This is a genomic window from Allorhizobium undicola ORS 992 = ATCC 700741, from assembly GCF_000621665.1.
Lineage (GTDB): Bacteria > Pseudomonadota > Alphaproteobacteria > Rhizobiales > Rhizobiaceae > Allorhizobium > Allorhizobium undicola.
Genome location: NZ_JHXQ01000001.1, coordinates 357,837 through 383,425 on the forward strand (window position 1 = coordinate 357,837; position 25,589 = coordinate 383,425).

The window sequence follows — 25,589 nt, forward strand, 5'->3', positions numbered from 1 at the left end:
GAGCGCTTCTCGATCTGATTGTACTACAGCGCCGTGCGTTTTAACAAACGCACAAAGGACGCTGTGACACTTTAAATCTGCTGCATAATTTTCACCTTAAATCGATTCCGATTTAAGGAATTATGCAGTAAGTTCTTGTTTTAACGCATGTCGTCATCGCAAAACCGTTTCACACTTTTGCGCGACATGCTCTCGCGCATTGTGCGGGTTTTCTTCGGCGGCGGAACGGGCTAGAAGGCTCGGATATGACACATTGAAGAGGCTGATTCCGCCTGCGGCGCGGCAGCCATAAAATACGGAAACCGGTATGCGCCTGTCTCGCACCTTCATGCCTATTCTCAAGGAAAACCCCAAGGAGGCGGAAATCGTCTCGCATCGGCTGATGCTGCGCACGGGCATGATCCGTCAGCAATCGCAGGGTATCTATTCCTGGCTGCCGCTGGGCAAGCGCGTTCTGGACAAGGTGAATGCCATTATTCGCGAAGAGCAGAACCGTGCGGGTGCGATCGAGCTTTTGATGCCGACCTTGCAATCGGCCGAGCTTTGGCAGGAAAGTGGCCGCTATGACGCCTATGGCAAGGAAATGCTGCGCATCAAGGACCGTCAGGACCGGCCGATGCTCTATGGTCCGACCAATGAGGAAATGGTTACGGATATTTTCCGGTCCTATGTGAAGTCCTATAAGAGCCTGCCGCTCAATCTCTATCACATTCAATTGAAGTTCCGCGACGAGATCAGGCCGCGATTCGGCACGATGCGCTCGCGCGAGTTCTTGATGAAGGATGCCTATTCCTTCGATTTGACCAAGGAAGGTGCGGTCCACTCCTATAACAAGATGTTTGCCGCCTATCTGCGCACGTTTGACCGGCTTGGCTTGCGCGCTATTCCGATGCGGGCCGATACGGGTCCGATTGGCGGCAATCACAGCCACGAATTCATTATTCTGGCGGATACGGGCGAGTCGGAAGTTTTCTGCCACAAGAGCTTTCTGGACCGGTCCATTCCGTCGGCGGATACCGATTTCGACGATGTCGCCGGTTTGCAGGCAATCTTCGACGATTGGACCGCAGACTACGCCGCCACCTCGGAAATGCATGACGAGGCTGTCTACAACGCCATGCCCGAAGGCGAGCGGATCAGCGCGCGCGGCATCGAGGTGGGGCACATCTTCTATTTCGGCACCAAATATTCCGAGCCGATGGGTGCGAAGGTGCAGGGGCCGGACGGCAAGGAACATCTTGTCCACATGGGCTCTTACGGGATTGGGCCGACGCGCCTTGTTCCGGCCATTATCGAAGCCTCCCATGATGAAAACGGCATCATCTGGCCGGAATCGGTCGCTCCCTTCGATGCCGTCATCATCAATATGAAGGCTGGTGACGAAGCCTGCGACAGGGCCTCGGAAGCGATCTATGCAGCCCTTTCCAAGGCTGGCAAGGATGTGCTGCTGGACGACACCGACGATCGTGCCGGGACGAAATTCGCCACGGCAGATCTCATCGGTGTTCCGGTGCAGGTGATCGTCGGGCCGCGTGGCATTGCCAATGGTGAGGTGGAGCTGAAATTCCGCCGCAGCGGTGCGCGCGAGACAATGACCATGGAAGCCGCGCTGAACCGACTGGTCGGTTGAGCGTTTGCAGGAGGCAAGAGTGAGCAGCGAAACGGGTACCGCAGGCGCCATGCAGGGTGAAATTCTTGCCAGCGCCAAGCCTTTCAGCGCCTTCGAGCGCATGGTTGCCTGGCGCTACCTGCGGGCGCGGCGCAAGGAGGCCGTGATCTCGGTGATTGCGGGTTTTTCCTTCGTGGGCATCATGCTCGGCGTCGCGACCCTCATCATCGTCATGGCGGTGATGAACGGTTTTCGCACCGAACTCATCTCGCGCATTCTGGGCATCAATGGTCACATGATCGTGCAGCCTGTGGACAAACCCTTCGACGATTATGTGGAACTTACGAAAAAGCTTGGCTCGGTGCAGGGTGTGACCATGGCTTTGCCGCTGGTGGAGGGGCAGACGCTTGCCTCCGGCAAGGGCGGGGCTGGAACGGGCGCCCTGGTGCGGGGCGTTCGGGCCGATGACCTCATGAAGCTCAAGGAAGTCTCCGGCAATATCAAGAGTGGCGACATGGTCGGCTTCACGTCCGGGCAGGGCGTGCTGGTTGGCAGCCGCATGGCCAATGATCTTGGCCTGCAAGCCGGCGATACGATCACGCTGGTTTCCCCGGAAGGTGACGTGACGCCGATGGGCGTCAATCCTCGGGTGAAATCCTACAAGATCTCCGGAACCTTCGAGATCGGCATGTCGGAATATGATGCCTCTATCATCTATATGCCGCTTGAGGAGGCTCAGCTTTATTTCAACGCCGAGGGACTGGTGCAGTCCATCGAGCTGTTTGTCTCGAATCCCGATGACATCGATGCGTTGCGGCCAAAGGTAGAGGATGCGGCAGGACGGCAGATTTTCATCAGTGACTGGCGTCAGCGGAACCAGACATTCTTCTCGGCCTTGCAGGTGGAGCGGAATGTGATGTTCATGATTCTCACGCTGATCGTTCTGGTCGCGGCGCTGAACATCATTTCCGGCCTGATCATGCTGGTGAAGGACAAGAGCAGCGACATCGCCATCCTCAAGACAATGGGGGCAAGTTCGGGCTCGGTCCTGCGCATTTTCTTCATGACCGGCGCAGCCATTGGTATTGCGGGGACGCTGGCAGGGGTAACGCTTGGGGTTATCGTCTGTCTCAATATCGAATCGATCCGCAGCTTTTTCTCGTGGGTTTCCGGGACAGTTCTGTTCGATCCGCAGCTTTATTTCCTGAGCAAGCTGCCTGCGGATATGAGCTGGGGTGAAACGACCTCCGTCATCATCATGTCACTGGTGCTTTCTTTCCTGGCAACGATCTTTCCCGCCTGGCGTGCTGCGCGGCTCGATCCGGTACAGGCACTCCGTTACGAATGAGGACATGCGCGGCCTGACTTGCGAAAAGGCGGTCAGGACAAATCACGCAATCAAACCAGAGCGAATTGATGGGAAAAAAGCCTGTTCTCGAAATTTCCGGCGTTGACCGCACCTATGGGCAGGGTGAGACGCTGTTGACCATTCTGAAAAATGCGGGACTCAAGCTCTATGAAGGCGAGACCGTGGCGCTTGTGGCCCCGTCCGGCACGGGCAAATCGACATTGCTGCATATTGCCGGATTGCTGGAACATCCAAGCGCCGGGCAGGTGACGATTGGCGGGCAGGAATGCACGGCCCTTTCCGAAGATGGACGAACCGCCATGCGGCGCAGCCATATTGGCTTCGTCTATCAGTTCCACCATCTTCTGCCCGAGTTTTCCGCACTGGAAAACATCATGATGCCGCAGATGATTGCCGGCCTGACCATTCCCGAAGCACGCGAACGCGCCAAGGCCCTGCTGGATTATATGCGGATCGGTCATCGCGCCGATCACCGTCCGGCCGAGCTTTCGGGTGGGGAGCAGCAGCGCGTGGCGATTGCGCGCGCTGTTGCCAATGCGCCGCTTCTGCTGCTGGCCGACGAGCCGACGGGAAATCTCGATCCCGAAACAGCCGCTTATGTATTTTCGGCGCTGGAGGCACTGGTGCGGCAATCAGGTCTTGCCGCTTTGATCGCCACCCATAACCATGAGCTTGCCCAACGCATGGATCGCTGCGTCACCATCGTCGATGGGCAGGTCGTGGATATGGCGATTTGAGAAAGCTCTGATCCGCACGAAGGACGGTGCCTTGTTTTGCTTTCGGTGCGCCGGGCGCGACGAGTGGTCGCAGCCCCGCTGCACTTGCCTGAGCATCTGCAAAAAAAAGGGTGAGAAACCCCTTGATCGCTCGCGGCGATCACTCTCGAAAATTGCGTAAAAACAAGTGTTTGCCTGGCAAGGCTGCTTGTGGCGCCTGCTCGTCGCCAATCTTGCGGCCGGGAGGGGTCGTATCCCACGGCCCGTAAAGTGTGGGTCGGAACGGCGTGGCCTTTGAAGAATCGCCGGAATTTGACTTGAAAAAATCTCCGGCAACGGCTTTTTCAAGCGGCTGCCGTTTCAAAATGCCTTTAAGGGAAAAGTCATGAAGCCGATGAAAATGCTCGCTATCACAAGTGCCTTTCTTATCACGGGCCTGTTGGCGGAAACAGCGAGCGGGCATGAATACAAGCTGGGCAAGCTTGAAATCGATCATCCCTTTGCGCGTGCCATGGTGCCGGTCGTAAAGGTTGGCGGCGGATACCTTACCATCGTCAACAAGGGCGACGAGCCGGACCGTTTGTTATCGGTCAGCAGCGAGCGCGCAAAGACCGTCCAACTGCATGAAATGAAAATGGACGACGGCGTGATGGAAATGAACGAGCAGAAGGATGGCATTGCCATTCCTGCTGGCGCGACCGTCCCGATGCAGCCGAACAGCGATTATCATATCATGTTCATGAATGTCGCCGCACCCTTCAAAGAGGGAGAAAAGATCAAGGCAACTCTTACCTTCGAAAAGGCGGGCAAGCTTGACGTAGACTTCATCGTCGGGCCTCTGGCCGCCGGCAGCACGCCCGCCGACGATGGGCATGGCGGCATGGATCATACCCATATGGACCATGGAAAATGACGTTCAACCGGCTCACAATCTTTACCCTTGCCGTGGCCGGTCTTTTCGTTTCGGCGCTGGTTGGCATCATGATCTGGGTTTCAGCAGATAGCGCCAAGGCCCGTCCAGGGCCGTTCAACGTCAAGTTTTCGTTGATCGATGATAGCGGCAAGCCTGTCGATGGCGAAATGTTCAAGGGCGCGCCATCCCTGGTCTATTTCGGTTACACCAATTGCCCGGAGGTCTGCCCGACGACGCTGTTCGAAATGGCGGATTGGGTAAAGGCGTTCGGCAGCGATGCCGACAGGATGAAGCTTTATTTCTTCACCATCGATCCGGAGCGGGACACGCAGGAGATCATGCACGCCTATGTCTCGGCATTCTCGAACCGCATTACCGGGATCACCGGGGCGCCGGAGGAAATGCAAAAGGTGGTGAACGGCTGGATGGTTCATGCGCAAAAGCAGACCGCCAGCAACGGTGATTACCACATGAACCACACGACCTCATTGCTGATGATCGGCCCGGATGGGCGCCTGCGCGGGCTCATCCCGTATAGCGCAGGCCGCGATGTGGCTATATCGATGATCCGAGCCAGCCTGCTGCGTTAAAGCGCCTCTTGACCGGATGAATTCAGACCAGCTCTCTCGAGGATTGAGCGGATTTAAGCGCTTGTGCGTTTGATAAAGTGCGCGGCGCTGTAAAATACCAAAAAGCAGTGGGCGCCAAAAAACGGTTGACGCACGAACGAAAAAGGAACAAAATAAAAACATAGAGAGACAGGAGAGTGTTATGGCCGACATCATGCAAGACCTCGCCGCATTTGCCTCCATCGCTGTGTTTATCGCCAGCCTTTCCCTGCTTGCGCTGGCCATGTGACCCTTGAAAGGATCGGGCTTTCTCTTCGGGGCTAGGGCTGTTAAAAGCGGGGGAGAAGGCTGATTGACCCTTGGGCGTGCTGGACAGGCCGTGGGTATTTAGCAAATAAGGGGATCGGCAGTTTCTTACGGCTTTTCGGATTGAGTAAGAGGGTGGCCGAGAAAGCATGTCGCTCAAAAATGTGAAACGGCTTTGCGATGACGACATGCTTTCAAATAAGAACTTAAAGCACGTTGCTTGAGGCTGGTAAGCCGCAACATGCGTTAAGAGTGTCGAGGCATGATCAGGCAGGGCGAAGACGATGGGCGAAGTTACCGTTGCGGGATCAGGCGCAGGACATCAGGCCGCTTGCGAAGCTGGTCCGGGCTTTGTGCATTTGCGGGTTCATTCCGCTTATTCCCTGCTTGAGGGGGCGTTGCCGCTCAAGAAAATTCTAGGCAAGGCCGTTTCCGATCAACAGCCGGCCATTGCGATTACCGACACCAATAATCTTTTCGTTGCACTGGAATTCTCGCAAAAGGCGCTGGGCGACGGCATTCAGCCGATCATCGGCTGCCAGCTTTCCATCGATATGGAAGATGTGGCTGAAGACAAGCGTGGTCTTGGCAAGTTTCCTGCCATTGTGTTGTTGGCGGCGGATGAGGGGGGATATGAGCGCCTCGTCGATCTCGTCAGCCGCGCCTATCTGGCGGGCGACAACAGTCAGGCGGTGCATATCAAGCTGTCCTGGTTCGCAGATATTGGCGCTGAGGGTCTGATCCTCTTGACGGGAGCGTCCGGCGGGCCGGTGGATCTGGCGCTGAAAGAGGGACATATTGCCCAAGCGGAACGACGGCTGACGGCGCTCAAGGGCTTTTTTGGTAATCGTCTCTATGTCGAATTGCAGCGTCAGAAGGGCTATGACCGGCAACACGAAGCACGCATGGTCGAAATGGCCTATGCGCAGGATATTGCACTGGTGGCAACCAATGAGGCCTTCTTTCCCTCCAGCGATGATTATGATGCCCATGATGCCCTGATGGCGGTGGCGCATAACTCCATCGTGTCGGATGACCGGCGTTTTCGCCTGACGCCTGACCACTATCTCAAAAGCCGCAAGGATATGCAGGCGCTGTTTGCGGACCTTCCTGAAGCGCTTGAAAATACGGTGGAAATTGCCAGCCGCTGCTCTTTCGTCCTCGATACGCGCAAGCCCATTTTGCCGCGCTTTACCGGCGGCAGTGACGATCCGGAAGAGGCCGAGCGCGCGGAAGCCTCCGAATTGCGCCGGCAGGCCGAGGAAGGTCTGGATGCACGTCTTGCCTCACTTGGCATGGCGGCGGGTTACGAGGAAAAGGATTATCGCGAACGGCTGGATTTCGAGCTGAACGTCATCGAGCGGATGAAGTTTCCCGGCTACTTCCTCATCGTTTCCGACTTCATCAAATGGGCAAAGCAGCATGATATTCCGGTTGGGCCGGGCCGAGGCTCGGGTGCGGGCTCGCTTGTCGCCTATGCGCTGACCATTACCGACGTGGATCCGCTGCGGTTTTCGCTGCTGTTCGAGCGCTTTCTAAACCCCGAACGCGTCTCCATGCCCGACTTCGATATCGACTTCTGCCAGGATCGCCGTGAAGAGGTGATCCGCTATGTCCAGCGCAAATACGGGCGCGAGCAGGTTGCGCAGATCATCACCTTCGGCTCGCTGCAAGCTCGTGCCGCCCTTCGCGACGTGGGCCGGGTGCTCGAAATGCCCTATGGGCAGGTGGACAAGATCTGCAAGCTCGTTCCGAACAATCCCGCCAATCCAACGCCCCTTTCGAAGGCCATTGAAGAAGAGCCGCGCCTTCAGGAGGAAGCTGAGAAGGAGCCCGTGGTCGGCCGCCTTCTCGATATTGCCCAAAAGATCGAAGGTCTTTATCGCCACGCCTCCACCCATGCCGCCGGTATTGTGATCGGCGACAGGCCACTGTCCAAGCTGGTGCCGATGTATCGCGACCCGCGCTCGGACATGCCAGTCACCCAGTTCAACATGAAGTGGGTGGAGCAGGCAGGACTGGTTAAATTTGACTTTCTCGGCCTCAAGACCCTGACGGTTTTGAAAACCGCCGTGAATTTCTGCAAGCTGCGCGATATTGACATCGATCTTGCCGCCATTCCGCTGGATGACGAAAAAACCTACCAGATGCTGTCGCGGGGCGAGACTGTCGGCGTGTTCCAGGTGGAAAGTGCCGGTATGCGCAAGGCGCTGATCGGCATGAGGCCGGACTGTATCGAGGACATTATTGCGCTGGTTGCTCTCTATCGTCCCGGTCCGATGGAAAATATTCCGGTCTACAATGCCCGAAAGCATGGCGAAGAGGAGATCGAATCGATCCATCCGAAGATCGATTACCTGCTGAAGGAGACGCAAGGCGTTATCGTCTATCAGGAACAGGTCATGCAGATCGCGCAGGTGCTTTCCGGCTATTCGCTGGGTGAAGCCGATTTGCTGCGCCGTGCCATGGGCAAGAAGATCAAGGAGGAAATGGACAAGCAGCGCGCCCGTTTCGTCGATGGCGCGGTTGAAAACGGTGTCTCGAAGAATCAGGCCGATGTGATTTTCGACCTTCTGGCGAAATTCGCCAATTACGGCTTCAACAAGTCGCACGCGGCGGCTTATGCCATCGTCTCTTATCAGACCGCCTTCATGAAAGCGCATTACCCGGTCGAGTTTCTGGCTGCTTCGATGACGCTCGACATGGCCAATACGGAAAAGCTGGTGGATTTCCGCCAGGATGCCGGGCGTCTCGGTATCGAGGTCATTCCTCCATCGGTCCAGACGTCTTTCCGGCATTTCCAGACCGGCCCGAACCGCATTTATTATGCGCTCGCAGCCATCAAGGGCGTCGGTGAGAATGCCGTGGACCACATCGTCGAGGTTCGTGGCGAAACGCCCTTTGCCGATCTCGAGGATTTTTGCCTGCGGATCGACCCCAAGCAGATCAATCGCCGTGTGTTTGAAAGCCTTATTTCGGCAGGCGCCTTCGATTGCTTTGGACGTGATCGCGCCGAGTTGATCGGCGGGCTTGACCGGATTATCGGTTATGCCCAGCGCGCTCAGGAGAATGCCGTCAGCGGACAATCGGACATGTTCGGGGCAGGGGCGGCAACCGGACCGGAACGCATCTCCTTTCCGCCATATACGCCTTGGCTCTCCTCGGAAAAGCTGATGCGGGAGTTTCAGGTCCTGGGCTTTTATCTGTCGGCGCATCCGCTTGATGCCTATCATCAGGTGCTGGAAAAGCTGCGCGTGCAGAATTTTGCCGATTTTGCCCAGGCGGTAAAACAGGGGGCCAGTGCCGGACGGCTCGCTGGCACCGTCATTTCCCGTCAGGAGCGGAAAACCCGGACCGGCAACAAGATGGGCATTGTCACCTTCTCCGATGCATCAGGCCAGTTCGAGGCCATCCTGTTTTCCGAAGGGCTGAACCAGTATCGCGATTTGCTGGAGGCCGGGAAATCGCTGGTCATCACGGTTGCCGCCGAGGAACGCCCGGAAGGCATAGGTCTTCGTATCCAGACGGCGCAATCGCTGGAGGAAAAGTCCCTTCAGATGCAGAAGGCTTTGCGGGTTTATCTGCGCGACTCCAGCCCTTTGAGGGCGCTGGCCGCTCATCTCAATACGAGGGGAGACGGACTGGTGTCTTTCATCGTCATCAAGGAAGACGGCCGTCGGGAGATCGAGGTGGAGCTTAACCAGCGCTACCGCATTACCCCGGAGATTGCTGCGGCAATGCGCTCCGCACCGGGTGTCGTCGATGTAGAGCTGGTGTAATCGACGATTTTGTCTCATCCATAAACCGTTCTTCACGGTTGCGGGGCCTGTAGCGCGTCCCGCCCTAAAGCACGTTGCGGCTTATCAACCTCAAGCTACGTGCGTTACTGCATAATTCCTTAAATCGGAATCGATTTAAGGTGAAAATTATGCAGCAGATTTAAAGTGTTACAACGTCCTTCGTGCGTTTGATAAAACGCACGGCGCTGTAAGGTCTTGTTTTAACGCATGTCATTATCGCAAAACCGCTGCACCTTTTTGCGCGACATGTTCTGGAATCGAAAGTCCTGACCCGCTCAAGCCTGAAGCGATTCAAATTTCTTCAATCTTTCTGCGTGATGCTATCGTGGGGTTACTGCATGATTTCTTAAATCGGGGTCGATTTAAGGTAGAAATTATGCAGCATATTTAAAGTTTTAAAGCGCCGTGCATTTGCTAAAATGCACGGCGCTTTAATGCCGCTGCTGAACGGTAGCGGCAGGGCGGGGCGGTAGGCATGGGGCAGGCAGAGAAAGTATCTGCGTCTGGACGCGATCGGCTTGATGCTATTGAGACAGGGGCGCTCAATGGCCGGCACGACATAGAGGTTTCGCAGGGACGAGGGCGTCGGGACGGGACGGGAAAAAGGCTGGTGGGTCTTTCCTGTCTTGCAAGCATTGCCCTTTGTGGCGCACTTCTCGTGGCGGATGCGGTAGACGAGATTGGGTTTTACTTCACCGGCGTTTTTCTGGTGATTTTTCTGGGTGGCTATTGTCTGATGCTGGCGGCGCCGCGCAGCGGCTTTGGCTGGCACCGCCTCGCCTGGCCTTTCATCGGGCTTGTGCCGCTATTTGGCTGGTTTGCGCTTCACGAGCTTTTTGGTCATGTCCAGCTTCAGCCTATTCTCTTCCATATTCGCTATGAATATGCGCCGGAGGGCTTGCTATCGTCACTGATCCCGCGATTGGCGCCCTTGGGTGCTGGCTTTGCCATAATCGCCGCGGGCTGGGTGGTGTTGGCGTCGCTTTTCCGCGGGATCCGTCAGGCTGGACCACTCCTGTGTTGCGCTCTGCTTCTGGCCAATCCGCTGTGGTGGCAGGTGGTGCAGCAAGCTTTGTTGAAAGCGGGGCCTGCCGGGCCGGATCTCGAAGCGTTCTATGTCGATCCCTTGCAGGCCGTTGCGGCTTTTCGTCCGGATCGGTCGCAGGAGGGAAAAGGCGAGGCTTTCCAGGTTTCACTGAAAGAGGAAAAGCCGCTCAACCTCATCCATGTGTTTCTTGAAAGTGCGGAGCTGACATTCTGGAATGAGGAGGTCTTTGGCGACGTTGCCACGCCCCTGAAACGATTGTCCGAGGGCGCATTCGTCGCAACGGGTATCGAGCAGCTCGAATTGACGAGCTGGACGCTTGCCGGGCAGGTGGCTTCCACCTGTGGTGTTCCGCTCTTTCCGCTCGGCGCGGTCAACCATAACCACTATGATGTTCTTGACCGGATCATGCCGGATGCGGTTTGTCTGGGTGATATTCTCGCCCGCGACGGCTATCGCAATGTTTTCATGAAGGGGGCCTCGCTGGATTTTGCCGGAACACGCGGCTTTGCGGCCGCGCATGGGTATGAAACCCGGATGGGTTTCGATGAAATGGCCGGACGCTTCACGCCGCCTTTCAATGAATGGGGATTGAATGACGATGACCTGTTTGTGGCTGCACGACAGGAGATCGAACGCCTGCGGAATTCGCCGCAACCCTATAGCCTTACCCTCACGACGATTGGCGGTCATTCGCCCAACGGCTTCGTGGCGCCATCCTGCCGCGCCATGCCTGCTGTTGCCCGGCAGCCAAACCACACGCTTGCCGCTTTCGCCTGCACGAATCTGCTGCTCGAGGCGTTCATTACCGATTTGCGCGCCCGCGGATTGCTGGAAAACACGGTGGTGGTGATCCAGAGTGACCACCTTGCCATGCGAAACGATGTCTATGCGGCTCTCAACCGCTTGCCGCGCAGAAACCTGTTCATGGTGATTGGTGGACATGCGCCTGCGGGTGAGATCAGCCGCAGCGCCACACCGATGGGCATATTCCCGACAATCCTTGAGGCTATGGGCTATCATCTGCCATCGCGGGCGGCAGGGCTTGGCTGCTCCCTTCTTTCGGAACGGCCGAGCCTGCTTGCCCAACTCGGACGGATAGAGCTGGAACGCGGGATTGACGATAGCAACGATCTCCGCGACAGGCTGTGGGGGCTTAATAATCCGGAGAAACGTAACCTGCCGCAGCAGGACATGCGCAGCACCGCAACCATTCCCGCCCCACGTTGAGCTTAGAGCGCTTTTCGATCTGATTGTGTCAGATCGGCGCTCTAACGTTTTCTTTTTGAAGCATAATCTTGTCGATCCTCGTTTCACTCCGGTCGGATTATGCCCTACAGCGCCGTGCGTTTTATCAAACGCACGGCGCTGTAACACTTTAAATCTGCTGCATAATTTTCACCTTAAATCCGATCCGGTTTAAAGAATTATCCGGTTTGCGTGTCGGGCGTTATTTCGGCAGGACGGTTATGAAATCCGTGCCGTCGGCCGTCTCCTCGCCAAGTCCGTGATCGGTGATGGTAATGGAGGTTCCCGCTGCCAGCTGCTGTTCGATGTCGCGGCGAAGATCGTCGGGAATGTGGATGCGATCCATGACGGCGGCAAGGGTTTGTCCGGCCGCAGGCTCAAGGGTCATCGCATTCCAGGTCGCATCGGCGCTTGCGTGGCTCACCTTCGTGGCTTCAATCACATGCGTGCCAAGCGGGCGCTTCGGCTCGTCGATGCGAATGGCCCTTTCCGTCAGCGGGGCGAAATTGCGGCGAATGTAAATCTGGCCGTCCGGCTGCGGCTCTGCGCCGGTGGTGGCTTGTAGCTGCGCCAGAAACGCCGGGGTGATCAGCGGTCCCCTCAGTGGCAGGCCCTTCCAGCGCTTGAAGCCCAGAATGGCCTGGCGTGTCAGGCTGCCAGCCTGTCCATCGACGCCCCCGGTTTCAAAACCAAGCCCGGTCAACTGTTCCTGCACGTCATGCATCACTTCCCGGTCGCCGCGTAAGGTAATGAGGATGCGAAGCGCCACATCCGGGGTGTCGGCGCGGCTGGGCGCGGGCTCGGCCAATGCCACTTCCACGGGGCCGTCCCTGGAGGTGGTGTCTATTCCGCGCAGCTGGACATCGGACAGGCGCTGCTCGCCGCCCTTCTGGCTTGGCGGAAAAAACAGCATGGGGTGGCCAATGGGAGCGGGCGCCACGACACCATCAGTGATTATCACCTGGGCGCCCATTGTCGTCATGCCGTAAAGCTTGCGGGCAAATTCCGAGGGAAGCCGCACGCAGCCGTGGGAGGCGGGAAAATTCGGTACGCTCGAAGATTCATGCAGGGCAATGCCCGACCATGTCAGGCGCTGCATCCATGGCATGGGTGCATTCGAATAGAGATTGGACTCGTGATATTTAGCCTTCTGGATCACCGAAAAAATGCCGGAGGGCGTGTCATGCCCTTCCTTGCCGGTCGAAACACGTGACTGCGCGACGGCCTTGCCATCTTCATAAACCGTCAGGGATTGTGTCTGCTTCGAAACGACAATCTGGATCGTGGCGGGATTGGCGGCCAGGGCCGGGGTAACGGCAAATGGCACGAGACAGGCGGATATGGAAAAGGCGCGTAAAACTGTGCGGACCGTCATGGTTCCTCTGAACTTCCGGCAACACTGCCGTCAGGAAATAGGGAAGGCAAAATGCCGGTTCCCGTTGATGAGACCACCTTGCCGTCGCCCGGACTCATGACGTTGCCGCTGCCCTATGGCCGCTCGTCGTTCATTGTCAGGGCCGGTAGAATGGCGCAATTCATAGAAGAATAGCAATGGAAGTTTAACGTCTGGTTTCCCATCTTCTCAATGCTCGTCCTGCCGGGGTTTTGTTGCGCCGAAGGTGAAGCCTGTTTCAACGGATGCGGCGCCGAACTTCTGGCGAAGCGTGTCCATTGCGGCTTCGGCCCTGGCGCGGCGAGTGGCTGCTTCATCCACGAGATCGGGCGGATCTGCCAGCGCGGCATCAGCAAAATCGCTGACACCAATGCCGATCAGACGAAATTTCGTGCCGTCGGCCTCTTTCTCCAGCAATTGCAGGCCCGTGCGGAAAATCCTGTCGGCCAGACGGGTAGGATCGTCGAGGCGACGGTTGCGGGTGCGAAGTTTGAAATCGGCGGTTTTCAGCTTCAGGACCACGGTGTGACCGGCAAGGTCGCTCTTCTTCAGCCGCCATGCCACTTTCTCTGAAAGCTTGCGCAGAACCGGCACGAGGTCGTCGCGCAGGCTAACATCCTGCATGAAGGTGGTTTCTGCCGAGACACTTTTTGCCGGATCGTTGGGGTGTACGTCGCGATCGTCGATGCCGCGGGCAAGGCGAAAAAGCCGTTGACCCATGCTGCCATAACGGCGCATCAGCACGTCTTCTTCCATGCTCTGCAACTGGCCAATGATGCGAATGCCGTCCTCTTCGAGCTTTGCGGCAAAGGCCTTGCCAACCCCCCATATCGTGGTGACGGGGCGGGGGGCGAGAAAGGCGATGGCTTCTTCCTCGCCAATAATGGAAAAGCCGCGCGGTTTTTGCAGATCGGAGGCCACCTTTGCCAGAAACTTGCAATAGGAAAGCCCGACCGAGACGGTAATGCCGATTTCCTGCTCGACACGACGGGCAAAGCGGGCAAGCACCATGGCAGGCGGTGCATGGTGCAACAGCTCCGTTCCCTTGAGTTCCAGAAAGGCCTCATCAATGGAGATGGGCTGCACCAATGGCGTCAGCTCCTCCATCATCGACCGCACCTGCCGCCCCACGCGAGAATATTTCTCCATGTCCGGCTTTATCACAATGGCATCGGGACAGGCCTCGAGAGCCTTGAACATCGGCATGGCGGAGCGCACGCCGTGAATGCGTGCGATGTAACAGCAGGTGGAAACCACGCCGCGCTTGCCACCTCCAACAATCACCGGCTTGTCTACAAGGTCCGGGTTGTCGCGTTTTTCAATGGACGCATAAAAGGCGTCGCAATCTATATGGGCCAGAGTGAGCCGAAAAAGCTCAGGGTGATAGACGAGCCGGGGACTGCCGCAGGCCTTGCATCGCCGAGCCCCCTCCGGCTGGGCGACCAAACAGTCACGGCAAAAACCACGGCGTTGCGCGGCATTCATGGCGGGTGATCTCCAGCGCGGCCTTGTCCCGGCCTGATCCTTTGCAGGCCTACACCTGAAGAACAAAGGTCGAACAAACGCCACCATAATCGCCAGAGGGCGATATGGCAAGAATGGGATGACGCGCCAGCCTGACGTTCTACCGGGAAAGATGCACAAGCAGCTGGGTTGCCGCATCGTCCCAGTTTGCCGCCCTCACGACATTTTCGCCGGGTTTGGGGGCGTGACGGTGGATTTCCCGTTCGGGCATGAGTTGCAGCAGCAGGCATTCAGGCACTGCTTCGCCAACGGAGTGCAGGTTGTGCGCCATGTCGTCGATGAAGGCGAGCGGCAGGGGGCGTGCGCCGTGCAGGCGTTTGACGATCGGGCCTTTCGGTTGTTCGCTCGCCACCAGCGGAAAATCCAGGCCGAGACTGTCGAGCAGTCTGCGCCGCTTAGCGGCAAAGCGGGGTGGCATGGCGGTGAGAAAGACGACATCGGCCTCTGCGCCAATCCTGTGCAAATTTTCCACAGCGTTGCCAAAGGGCGTTTGCCATTCGTGCTGGCATTCGAAGAAATCGAGAAGAAGCTGGCTGACGGCCTCGGCTTCCAGCGCCTGATCATTGGCACGCGAGACGATATTGCCATGGAGCTGGAAGGAGCGGGGCACGAGCCTGGCGCCCAGGCTCTCCAGATAGGCTTCGAATGGCCCCAGAAATTCCAGCACCACGTCATCGACGTCGCAGACGGCGAGTGGTCGGGCGCGCAGCCGAATGTGATCGAGATCCGTCAGCTCGCTCATCTCAATATTCTCCGGAATCGAGGCCAGGCTTTACATAATGCGCCCATGCCGCCATCACGCTTTCCGGCTTTGTGCCGCTGGCCGCGCAAAAGGCCAGGAGGCTCGGCTCGTGCTGCATGAGGAAATCCAGAAGTCCGCCGAGAAAGGCTGGTTGTGTCATGGCGCTGCGCAGCTGCTGAGGCTCCACGCCGGTCAGGGCCAGAAACCGGCCCATCATGTCCGGCTCTCCCGCAAGCCAGGCCAGAACGGCAATAGCCAGTTTTTCCGCCTCTTCCCCGCTCAGGCGCTTGTCGTGGCTTTTATCTCTCATGGCGCGGTGTTTACCTTTTTCTCAATCAAATGGCAGTATTGTTCCGTTTCAGGAAGAATGAACTCTTTACGAAGTATCTCCTCTTTCACCATGGGGGCGGAGAAGGCAAGGAATGAAAATGCCCAAAAAGGTCATGATTGTTGAAGACAACGAGCTTAACATGAAGCTTTTCCGTGACCTTATCGAGGCATCCGGCTATGCCACGATCCAGACCCGCAATGGCATGGAGGCGCTGGATCTGGCGCGCAAATACCGGCCGGACCTGATCCTGATGGACATCCAGCTTCCGGAAGTTTCCGGACTTGAGGTGACGAAGTGGTTGAAGCAGGATAGCGAGCTGCATGTCATTCCCGTGATTGCCGTGACGGCCTTTGCCATGAAGGGCGATGAAGAGCGTATCAGACAGGGTGGTTGCGAGGCCTATGTCTCCAAGCCGATTTCGGTGCCTAAATTCCTTGAAACCATCAAGACATATCTGGGCGATGCCTGAGGAGAAAAGCCCATGACCGCCAGGGTACTGGTCGTCGATGACATTCCGGCCAACGTAAAGCTGCTGGAGGCCCGGCTGCTGGCGGAATATTTCGAGGTGCTGACCGCCGAGGACGGCTACAAGGCTCTGGACATCTGCAATAAAACGCAGGTGGACGTCATTTTGCTGGATGTGATGATGCCCGGCATTGACGGGTTCGAAGTCTGCGAGACGTTGAAGGCAAATGCCCGCACGGCGCATATCCCGGTCGTCATGGTGACGGCGCTGGACCAGCCTTCTGACCGCGTGCGGGGGCTGAAGGCTGGTGCGGATGATTTTCTCACCAAGCCCGTCAATGATCTTCAACTCATTTCCCGCGTCAAAAGCCTTGTGAGGCTGAAAATGCTGAGCGACGAGCTGCGGATGCGCGCCGATACCGCGCGCACGATCGGCATGGAAGACCTTCTGCGCTTGACGGAAAACCGGCTGGAGGAGGCAGGGCAGATCCTGCTGGTGGATGGGCGGGCAAGCTCGCAGGAAAAGATCATCAAGACGCTGAAGCCGATCGCCGAGGTGACTGTATTTTCCGATCCGCAAGCCGCGCTTTTCGAGGCCGCCGAACATATTTACGACCTCGTGATCGTTAACGGCAATCTCGATGATTACGACCCGTTGCGGCTGTGCTCGCAACTGCGCTCGGTGGAGCGAACCCGCTTCATTCCCATTCTGCTGATAGCGTCACAAAACGATGAAGTCGTCATCACCAGGGCGCTGGATCTTGGCGTGAATGATTATATCGTCCGTCCCATCGACGCCAACGAACTCGTTGCCCGTTGCCTTACACAAATTCGCCGGAAGCGGTATAATGATCGCTTGCGCAGAAGCGTGCAGCATACGATAGAGCTGGCCGTGACCGATGGTCTGACCGGGTTGAACAATCGCCGCTATCTCGATGGTCATCTGAAGGTGCTTTTCGACCGGGCCGTAGCGCGTCATCGCGCGCTTTCTCTGTGCCTTGCGGATGTGGATCGTTTCAAGCAGGTAAACGATACCTATGGCCATGATGCCGGTGACGACGTGTTGCGCGAGGTTGCGAACCGAATCCGCTCCTCGATACGGGGCGCCGATCTTGCCTGCCGGTATGGCGGCGAGGAGTTCGTGGTCGTCATGCCGGATACGGATGTGGGAACGGCCCGTCAGGTGGCCGAACGGTTGCGCGAGGTCATCGAGAGAAAGCCATTCATTCTCCGCGATGGAACGCAATTGACCATTACTGCATCCTTCGGTCTCGCTACCCTCGGACCGGACGCCGTTGCGCCCGAACATCTTTTACGGCAGGCAGACCGGGCGCTTTATCAGGCCAAGAACAGCGGGCGTAACCGCGTTGTGACACTGGCGGCGTAAGCTGCCTGTAAAGCGAAATTTACCCGCAAATATGAGGGGCGTTCGTTTTCATAAAAAATTCAGACGGCCGGCATTTTTTTGAGGAAAGGCAAAGCTTTCGGTTCGAAATGCGAGGCTGCCTGAGATTTTTTCCTTGATCTCGGTCGCTTTTCCCTGAAATTCGTTCAGGGATTTCACGATTCTCCTTGAGAAATTCTTGTCAAGTGACGCATAGTGGGCTCCCGTAGGTCAGAAAAACGTGAGATTTCGAGCCTCCGACGTCGATAAAACATGAAATGCAGACGAGCGGAATCGCCAAGACTGAAAAATTTCTGGCGAGAATTTTAACCATACCGCCATCACAGAAAAGCAACAGTTAAGAAATTCTTGCTTTCTTCCGTAAGATGCGGTTAGTTTGGCCATCAGCGAAACAGAGGGCTGCGAAAGCAGGGTTCCTCAGCGGTTTTTGAGCGTTTCGCAGGGGCGGGCATAACTGTCGCCTTTCCCTAAATGATGAGATAAGGAAAAGGTCCATCCTGCCGGGAAATATTTGGCGGGATGTGTTCAGATACCCCATGATGCTCAGGTCCGCCGCATCTCCTGGGTCGTGGGGTTGGTCGGCAGACATGCGATTTTTCTACGGTTCCTCGTGCCGTTATTGCATGTCCGCCGGCCCCCAATTCAAACGCCGCCTGCCCTGAGAGAAGGGCGGCGGCGTTTTTGTTTGGTTCGGTTCTCTCTGAGGATCCAGCATTTCCGGTAAAAGCATCGTCCCGGTTTTTCCCTCTGGAAATGCGCAAAAAAAAGCGCGCTGTAAAAGCGCGCTTTTTTCAAAGTCTGAAATCCAGGATCACTTGATCTTGGTTTCCTTGAATTCAACATGCTTCTTGACGATCGGGTCGTACTTGGTCTTCGTCATCTTTTCCGTGAAGGTACGGCTGTTTTTCGTGGTGACGTAGAAGAAGCCCGTATCGGCGGTCGATAGCAGCTTGATCTTGATGGTGGTAGCCTTGGCCATGGTCGTCCTGCCTTACATGAAACAAACGAGCCGTGAACGACCATTCGGGCCCACGGCGAACATGCGGCGGAAACTACAAATCGCCGCTGAAAAGTCAACCCCGCGGAGACTTGAAAAGCAGCCTCGTCAGAGAAACGAGCACATAAAGTGCGAAGAAACCGGCGATTGCCCAGGCGAACCCGTTGTTTCCGGCAATATCCATGGCGCCGCCCACAGCCTGTGGACCGGCCACTGTGCCCACCGCGTAGCAGAAAATGAAGGCTGCATTGGCGGCCGCAAGCTCTGCGCCGGTGAGTCGGGAACCGAGGTGGCTAAGGCCGATCGTATAAAGACCAGAGACAGATCCACCCCAGAGCAGCAGCAGTATGGCCATGGCCAGCCAGCTATGCACGAGGATGGGAATGAGCAATGACCCGCCAAGGCCGATGATGGCCAGCAGGGAAAGCAAGATTCTGCGATCCTTCAGCACGTCGGACAACATGCCGAGCGGGATCTGGAACACCATGTTGCCAACGCCCATGACGGTGAGGAGCAGCGCTGATTGTGCCTCGGTAAAGCCGACACGGGTGGCGTAAATCGGAAAGAGCGACAAGCCCCCGACCGAGGCCGCCCCGAACACGAACACGGCTGCCGTCGCCGTTGGCACGAGGAAGATGTAGCGGAAGAAATGCATGTCCGGCTTCTCGTCCAGCTCCGGGCTTTCTCCCCGCGCCAGGAAGATCGGGATGGCGGCAAGCAATATGATGCCGGAGCCGATGGCAAAGGGCAGGATGCCATCGCTGCCAAGGAAGGAGAAGATGAAGGGACCGACGGCAAAGCCGACGGAGAGAACGGTAGAATAGATGCCCAGCACCAGGCCCCGCCGCGAAGGAGGGGCTGCGGCATTGATCCAGAATTCCGAAAGGATAAACAACGTGGTGGTGGCGCCGTGGAAAAACAGCCGCAACGGAAACCACATCCAGAAGGCCTCGGCATAATAGAAGCCCAGACCGCTTATGGCGGCTATCACCACGGCGGCAATCATTGTGCGTGCCACGCCGAAATCATGGGCAAGCCGCGTCGTTACCGGCGCGGCGAGCATGGAGGCAATGCCCGCCATGGCCGAGTTCAGGCCTATCAGCGTGGAAGGAATGCCTCGTTTTTCCAGAATGATGCTCAGGAGCGGCAGGCCGAGGCCAATCGCGATCCCAACGGCGGAAATAGAGGAGATGGCTGCGACCAATGATGGCCAGTGAATGTCTTCGCGGTGTCCATCATTGCAGTCATTCTGGGTCATAAGCGATCGGTCGTCCCTTGGCCGTCTCGGTTGCGCGGCATGTTCACACCTGAAAAGGCCTGCCTGTCAAGCGCAACCGGCGCAATGAGGTGGAAAAGACGCCTTCTGCATGAGCCCGTCCTTTGCTGGTGATCTTCTGCCTGACGCGCCCGCCGCCCTATCCGGGGTTGGGGTATCACTCAGGCTAAAACCGATCCGCGTCGCCCTCAGGCCTGTCGTCTTCGCCGCTGAAGCCATGCATCCGCAAGGCCCATTGCAGCCCGATGACGCCGCCCTTGACGGGCTGGATGATCGCCAGCGACACGATGATCGCAATCGGCGACCAGATGGCCAGATGCGTCCATGGTGAAAGGTTGAACTCCATGTCGGTCAGCATGAAGCCGGTAAGCAGCACATGCCCGACGATGACAATGACGATATAGGGCGGAAGATCGTCGGAGCGCTGATGCGAGTAATCCTCGCCGCAGACGGCGCAGTGATCCACAGGCTTCAGAAAGGCGCGAAAAAGCTTGCCGCTTCCGCAATGCGGACAGGTGCAGCCAAGCCCGCGCCTGATGGCAAGGCCAAGCCTGCGCTCGCTCTCCTGTCCGCCACCAAAGCGTTGCTGGGGCACTCGCTGGATGTCCGGCATGGCTTTCCTCCTTACGGATCTAAGCTTCAGTTATTGCGCATTTTCGGACGGAAAACCGTGACGACACTTTTCCTGAAAATGCTCGATGTCCGGTGAAAAGAGCCCGCCGGCCATGTCCGAACCTCTCGCTTCAAGGCATTTCACGCGGCAAAGCCGTTCATTGGGCATTGCCGCGTGCTTTCTGTCATCGGATCAGCGCCTGCCGCGCCGGCGGGCGGTGCCGGGAATTTTCGGGCGGCGTGAAGCCTTGTGGAAGGAGCGGCTGCCGACCGGCATTTTCCGGCCCTCGCTCAGCATTTCGAAACGAAGCGCGCCCGCCAGCGGCACGGCTTCGGCCAGCCGTACGCTGACGCTGTCGCCGAGCTGATAGCCAAGGCCGCTCTTTTCGCCCGTCAGCGCCTGATGCGCCTCGTCATAGAGGAAATAGTCGCGCCCCAGCGTTGAGACAGGAATGAAGCCATCCGCGCCATATTGCGGCAGGCTGACGAACAGACCGGATTTCGTGACGCCGGAAATCTGGCCATCGAATTCCTCGCCTACCTTTTCCGCAAGGTGATGGGCGATCAGCCGGTTGATGGTGTCGCGTTCCGCGGCCATGGCGCGCCGCTCGAAGGTGGAGATTTCGGCGGCGATGTCATCGAGCGCGGCTTCCTCGTCCGGGGTTATGGCCCCTTCGCCTAGTCCGAGCGATCCCACCAGCGCCCGATGCACGATCAGATCGGCATAGCGGCGGATCGGCGAGGTGAAATGTGCGTATTTCATCAGATTCAGGCCGAAGTGGCCGATATTCTCCGGGCTGTAGACCGCCTGGCTTTGCGAGCGCAGCACCATTTCATTGACCATGGTCTGGTGCGGGGTATCCACCGCCTTGGCGAGAATGCCGTTGAAGGAGTTGGAGCGCAGATTGCCGCGCGCCAGCGACATGCCGATGGTGCCGAGAAACTCCCGAAGCACTTCCTGCTTGGAGAGTGTCGGCGCGTCATGCACGCGATAAATCAGCTTCTGCTGCTTTTTTTCCAGCGTTTCGGCGGCGGCCACATTGGCCTGGATCATCATTTCCTCGATCAGCTTGTGCGCATCCAGTCGATCGGGAATGAAAACCCTGTCTACCGTGCCGTCGGCCTTGAGAAGGATCTTGCGCTCCGGCATGTCCAGTTCAAGCGGCTGGCGGCGGTCGCGCCCGCGCTTCATGGTGGCGTAGGCTGCCCAGAGCGGCTTGAGGATGGGCTCCAGCAGCGGGCCGGTCTTGTCGTCCGGCGTGCCATCGATGGCGGCCTGCGCCTGCTGGTAGGAAAGCTTGGCAGCACTTTTCATCATGATGCGGTGGAAGGTGTGACCGGCCTTCTTGCCCTCTTTGGAAAACACCATGCGCACGGCAAGGGCAGGGCGGTCCACGCCCTCTCGCAGCGAGCAGAGGTCGTTGGAAATCCGCTCCGGCAGCATCGGCACGACGCGATCCGGGAAATAGACGGAGTTGCCGCGCTTCAACGCTTCGCGGTCCAGCGGCGATTTGGTTCGGACATAATAGGAGACATCGGCAATCGCCACCGTTACGATCACGCCGCCCGGATTGTCGGGCGAGGGGTCGGGCTCGGCATAGACCGCGTCGTCATGGTCCTTGGCGTCCGCCGGGTCGATGGTAATCAGCGGCACGTGCCGCCAGTCTTCCCGGTGCGCCATGGTGGCAGGCTTTGCCGCCTCCGCCTCATCCAGCACCGATTGCGGGAAAATATAGGGAATGCCGTGGGCGTGGATGGCAATCATCGAGATGGCCTTTTCCGAGGCAACGGACCCGACCACCGAAAGCACCCTGGCGCGCGGCAGGCCAAGTCGGCTGCCCGCGCGGCCGACTTCCACCTCGACGAGATCGCCATCCTTCGCATCGCCAAGATCGGCAGCCTCGATAACCATTTCCTCGCCACGCCGCTCGATGGGCATCAGGCGGCCGCCGCCGCCCGGCATTTCCCGGAAAACGCCGAGCAACGCACCGCGCCGCTTGTCGATAACCTTGATGACGCGGGCCGTATAGGCCGGACCTGCGCGATCCTTGGAGGGAAAGATTTTTGCAAGAACCCGGTCGCCCAGCCCGCCCACAGGCGTCTTGCCCTTTTTCATGTCGGAGGAGGATTGGCGGATGGCAACGGCGGGGGCAACCCCCAGCTCCTCCGGCCACTCGGCGGGCCGGCCTATGAGATCGCCATCCTTGTCGCGGGTGGTAATGTCGAGAACCGTCACGGGCGGCAGCGCGCCGGGACGCGACAATGCCTTGCGGCTCTTTTGCACCAGCCCGTCCTGCTCCAGCGCCTTCAACACTTCCTTCAGCTCGATGCGTGCATCGCCTTTCAGCCCGAAAGCCTTGGCGATTTCTCGCTTGGAGGCCCGATCCGGGTTTTCGGAAATGAATTCCAGCAGCACCTCACGCGGCGGCACCGCGCCGTGAATGATTGGCTGCGTTGAAACACCGGCCGCACCCTCCGCCTTGCGGCTCCGTGCTTTTCCGGGGCCGGTGGTGCGGATTTTCGGGTGCGGTAGTTTCGTCACTCTGAGCTCTTCTTCTTCGTGGTTTTCGTAGCAGGCTTTGCTTTGGAGGCTGCTTTCGGTTTCGCAGCCGCCTTTGTTCTGGCTGTGGCCTTCTTTGGTTTGTCCTCGGCGGCTTCGTCACCCTCGGCTTTCGCAGCCTTGGTGGTCTTTGCCTTTGCCGGGGCCTTTGCCGAGGTTTTCTTGCCCTTGCCGGCGCCGTCCTTGGCGGCGCGCTCGGCAATGAGGGCCAATGCCTCTTCCGCCGTCACGCTCTGCGGGTCCTTGCCCTTGGGCAGGGTGGCATTCACCTTGCCCCAATTGACATAAGGACCGTAGCGGCCATCACGCACGGTGATTGCGCCGCCATCGGGATGATCGCCCAGCTCCTTGAGGGCAGCAGCCGTTGCGCCCCGTCCGCGGGCGCCGCCCTTGGATTGTTTTTCCGCCAGAACCGTTACAGCACGGTTGAGGCCGATGGTGAAGACATCTTCGATGCTCTCCACATTGGCATAGGTGCCGTCATGCAGGATGAACGGTCCGTAGCGGCCAAGTCCGGCGGTGATCGGCTTGCCGCTTTCGGGATGCTGGCCCACCTCGCGCGGCAGGGAAAGCAGGTTCATGGCCTTTTCGAAATCCATCTCGGCAGGCGACCAGCCCTTGGGCAGGGAGGAGCGCTTGGCTTCCTTGCCTTCGCCACGCTGCACATAGGGGCCGAAGCGGCCGGAGCGCAGCGTGATCTCCTCGCCGGTGGCGGGATCCTGGCCCAGTGCCTTCGGCTCGTTGCCCGCAGCTTCGGCTTCCGCGCCCCCTTCGGAGGAAAGCTGACGGGTGAAGTTGCATTCCGGATAGTTGGAGCAGCCGACAAAGGCGCCGTAACGTCCGAGCTTCAGCGATAATTGCCCCGTGCCGCAGGCCTGGCAGATGCGCGGATCGGAACCGTCTTCCCGCTTCGGGAAAACCAGCGGCGCCAGCGCTTCGTTCAAAGCGTCCAGCACATTGGTAACGCGCAATTCCTTGGTGCCTTCGATCTGGGAAAAGAAATTCTCCCAGAATTCGCGCAGAACGTCCTTCCAGTTCAGTTCACCGGCGGAAATCTTGTCGAGTTTTTCCTCGAGATCGGCGGTGAAGTCATATTCCACATATTTCGTGAAGAAGCTTTCCAGAAAGGCCGTGACAAGCCGTCCCTTTGGCTCGGGGATGAGCTTGCGCTTGTCGATGGTCACATATTCGCGGTCGCGCAGCGTTGCCAGTGTCGCGGCATAGGTGGAGGGGCGGCCAATGCCCAGCTCTTCCATTTTCTTGATGAGGGTGGCTTCCGAATAGCGCGGCGGCGGCTCGGTAAAGTGCTGGCTGGCGTTGATCTTCTGTTTGGCGAGGCGCTCGCGGGCATTGATCTCCGGCAGACGGCCATCCTCGTCGTCATCGGCCTGCTCGCCATCCTCCTTCTGATCGGTATAGGCGGCAATAAAGCCATCGAAACGGATTACGGAGCCCACGGCGCGCAGGCCTGCCTTCTCGCCATTGTTGTCGGCAAGAATTTCCACCGTCGTCCGCTCGATTTCAGCCGAGGCCATCTGGCTGGCAATGCCTCGCTTCCAGATAAGGTCATAGAGGCGCAGTTGATCGCCATCCAGCGTGCGGCGCAGCTGATCGGGCGTGCGGCGGAAGTCCGTGGGGCGGATCGCCTCATGCGCTTCCTGGGCATTCTTGGCCTTGGTGGAATAAAAGCGCGGCGTATCCGGCAGATAGCGGGCTCCAAACTGTTCGCCAATGGCAGAGCGCGCCGCCTGGACGGCCTCAGGGGCCATCTGCACGCCGTCGGTTCGCATATAGGTGATGAGACCAACGGTTTCCCCGCCAATATCCACGCCTTCATAAAGCTTCTGCGCCACCTGCATGGTGCGCGAGGCCGAAAAGCCCAGCTTGGAGGAGGCGGCCTGCTGCAAAGTGGAGGTTGTAAAGGGCGGCGATGGGTTGCGCTTGACCGGCTTTGCTTCCACCGATTCGACGGCAAAGCTCGCCCCTTCCAGCAGGGTCTTCAGGCGGTTGGCCATTTCGCCATTCTGGATGCTGCGGGCCTGCAACCGCTTGCCATCGGCAGAAACGAGGCGGGCCATAAATTCATCGCCGCGCGGGGTCTTGAGGAGGGCGGAAAGGTTCCAGTATTCTTCCGAAACGAAACGCTCGATTTCGCTTTCCCGGTCGCAGACCAGCCGCAGCGCAACCGATTGCACCCGGCCCGCCGAACGCGCGCCCGGCAGCTTGCGCCAGAGCACGGGAGAAAGGTTGAAGCCGACCAGATAATCCAGCGCACGGCGCGCCAGATAGGCATCCACCAGCGCCACGTCGATGTCGCGGGGGGCGGCCATGGCATCCAGCACCGCCTTTTTGGTGATGGCGTTGAAAACGACGCGCTTGACCGGCTTGTCGCCCAGCACCCGCTTCTTTTTCAGAAGGTCGAGGACATGCCAGGAAATCGCTTCTCCCTCGCGATCCGGGTCGGTTGCGAGAATGAGCCCGTCGGAGGATTTCACCGCATCGGCAATATCCTTGATGCGCTTTTGCGAAGCGCCATCCACTTCCCACAGCATTTCGAAATCCTGATCCGGCAGAACGGAGCCGTCCTTGGCGGGCAGGTCACGGACATGGCCAAAGGAGGCGAGCACCTTATATCCCGATCCGAGATATTTGTTGATCGTCTTCGCTTTGGCTGGAGATTCGACAACTACGACATTCATTGTGCTTCTC

At 58.1% G+C, this 25,589-nt stretch carries 19 protein-coding genes; 9 read left to right on the forward strand and 10 right to left on the reverse strand.

The window, feature by feature from the left end; translation table 11 throughout:
* The first annotated feature begins 307 nt into the window (after positions 1 to 307).
* The 7 genes from proS (at position 308) to T424_RS21655 (ending at position 11,557) form a co-directional block, all read left to right on the forward strand.
* Positions 308 to 1,630: a proline--tRNA ligase gene (gene proS, locus T424_RS0101745; protein ID WP_027486193.1), complete on the forward strand. Its 1,323-nt coding sequence runs from the start codon at positions 308 to 310 to the stop codon at positions 1,628 to 1,630.
* A gap of 49 nt (positions 1,631 to 1,679) precedes the next feature.
* Positions 1,680 to 2,957, forward strand: a complete 1,278-nt coding sequence (locus tag T424_RS0101750; protein ID WP_027486194.1) for a lipoprotein-releasing ABC transporter permease subunit — start codon at positions 1,680 to 1,682, stop codon at positions 2,955 to 2,957.
* Positions 2,958 to 3,025: 68 nt separating this feature from the next.
* Positions 3,026 to 3,715: an ABC transporter ATP-binding protein gene (locus T424_RS0101755; protein ID WP_027486195.1), complete on the forward strand. Its 690-nt coding sequence runs from the start codon at positions 3,026 to 3,028 to the stop codon at positions 3,713 to 3,715.
* Between the two features lie 364 nt (positions 3,716 to 4,079).
* Positions 4,080 to 4,607, forward strand: a complete 528-nt coding sequence (locus tag T424_RS0101760; protein ID WP_027486196.1) for a copper chaperone PCu(A)C — start codon at positions 4,080 to 4,082, stop codon at positions 4,605 to 4,607.
* Positions 4,604 to 5,197: an SCO family protein gene (locus T424_RS0101765; RefSeq protein ID WP_027486197.1), complete on the forward strand. Its 594-nt coding sequence runs from the start codon at positions 4,604 to 4,606 to the stop codon at positions 5,195 to 5,197. The genes T424_RS0101760 and T424_RS0101765 overlap by 4 nt, the downstream gene beginning before the upstream one ends.
* Positions 5,198 to 5,766: 569 nt before the next feature.
* Positions 5,767 to 9,261: a DNA polymerase III subunit alpha gene (dnaE, locus tag T424_RS0101775; RefSeq protein WP_027486198.1), complete on the forward strand. Its 3,495-nt coding sequence runs from the start codon at positions 5,767 to 5,769 to the stop codon at positions 9,259 to 9,261.
* 631 nt (positions 9,262 to 9,892) lie between these two features.
* Positions 9,893 to 11,557 (forward strand): sulfatase-like hydrolase/transferase, encoded by a 1,665-nt coding sequence (locus T424_RS21655; RefSeq protein WP_051558718.1) that lies wholly within the window; start codon positions 9,893 to 9,895, stop codon positions 11,555 to 11,557.
* Between the two features lie 220 nt (positions 11,558 to 11,777).
* Here T424_RS21655 and T424_RS0101785 read toward each other — a convergent pair whose 3' ends face one another.
* The 4 genes from T424_RS0101785 to T424_RS0101800 all read right to left on the reverse strand — a co-directional run bounded on the left by T424_RS0101785 (position 11,778) and on the right by T424_RS0101800 (position 15,544).
* Positions 11,778 to 12,950 carry a L,D-transpeptidase family protein gene (locus T424_RS0101785; RefSeq protein WP_027486199.1) on the reverse strand — a complete coding sequence of 391 codons (1,173 nt, stop codon included), beginning with the start codon at positions 12,948 to 12,950 and terminating at the stop codon, positions 11,778 to 11,780.
* 207 nt (positions 12,951 to 13,157) lie between these two features.
* Complete coding sequence (locus tag T424_RS0101790; protein ID WP_027486200.1) at positions 13,158 to 14,453, reverse strand: DNA polymerase IV; 1,296 nt, start codon at positions 14,451 to 14,453, stop codon at positions 13,158 to 13,160.
* Between the two features lie 139 nt (positions 14,454 to 14,592).
* On the reverse strand, positions 14,593 to 15,234 hold the full coding sequence (locus tag T424_RS0101795) for a hypothetical protein (protein ID WP_027486201.1): 642 nt from the start codon (positions 15,232 to 15,234) through the stop codon (positions 14,593 to 14,595).
* A 1-nt stretch (position 15,235) separates the two neighbouring features.
* Entirely contained in the window at positions 15,236 to 15,544 is a 309-nt protein-coding gene (locus T424_RS0101800; RefSeq protein ID WP_037066263.1) for a DUF3572 domain-containing protein, read from the reverse strand.
* Positions 15,545 to 15,662: 118 nt separating this feature from the next.
* On the opposite strand from T424_RS0101800, the gene T424_RS0101805 reads away from it, so the two are divergent.
* Positions 15,663 to 16,034 (forward strand): response regulator, encoded by a 372-nt coding sequence (locus T424_RS0101805; RefSeq protein ID WP_027486203.1) that lies wholly within the window; start codon positions 15,663 to 15,665, stop codon positions 16,032 to 16,034.
* A 12-nt stretch (positions 16,035 to 16,046) separates the two neighbouring features.
* A complete protein-coding gene (locus T424_RS0101810; RefSeq protein ID WP_027486204.1) occupies positions 16,047 to 17,417 on the forward strand; it encodes a PleD family two-component system response regulator in 1,371 nt (456 codons plus the stop codon).
* 48 nt (positions 17,418 to 17,465) lie between these two features.
* Here the strand turns inward: T424_RS0101810 and T424_RS23125 are convergent, their stop codons facing one another.
* From T424_RS23125 to topA, 6 genes are all read right to left on the reverse strand, one after another.
* Complete coding sequence (locus T424_RS23125; RefSeq protein ID WP_269076417.1) at positions 17,466 to 17,594, reverse strand: hypothetical protein; 129 nt, start codon at positions 17,592 to 17,594, stop codon at positions 17,466 to 17,468.
* A 652-nt stretch (positions 17,595 to 18,246) separates the two neighbouring features.
* Positions 18,247 to 18,414: a 50S ribosomal protein L33 gene (rpmG, locus tag T424_RS0101820; protein WP_027486205.1), complete on the reverse strand. Its 168-nt coding sequence runs from the start codon at positions 18,412 to 18,414 to the stop codon at positions 18,247 to 18,249.
* Between the two features lie 94 nt (positions 18,415 to 18,508).
* The gene (locus tag T424_RS0101825) at positions 18,509 to 19,690 is read right to left on the reverse strand and encodes an MFS transporter (RefSeq protein ID WP_027486206.1); all 1,182 of its coding nucleotides are present in this window, start codon (positions 19,688 to 19,690) and stop codon (positions 18,509 to 18,511) included.
* A gap of 184 nt (positions 19,691 to 19,874) precedes the next feature.
* A complete protein-coding gene (locus T424_RS0101830; protein ID WP_027486207.1) occupies positions 19,875 to 20,321 on the reverse strand; it encodes a DUF983 domain-containing protein in 447 nt (148 codons plus the stop codon).
* A 192-nt stretch (positions 20,322 to 20,513) separates the two neighbouring features.
* Complete coding sequence (gene rnr / locus T424_RS0101840; RefSeq protein WP_027486208.1) at positions 20,514 to 22,862, reverse strand: ribonuclease R; 2,349 nt, start codon at positions 22,860 to 22,862, stop codon at positions 20,514 to 20,516.
* Positions 22,859 to 25,579, reverse strand: coding sequence for a type I DNA topoisomerase (gene topA, locus T424_RS0101845; RefSeq protein ID WP_027486209.1), 2,721 nt, complete (start codon positions 25,577 to 25,579; stop codon positions 22,859 to 22,861). The genes rnr and topA overlap by 4 nt, the downstream gene beginning before the upstream one ends.
* Positions 25,580 to 25,589: the final 10 nt, after the last annotated feature.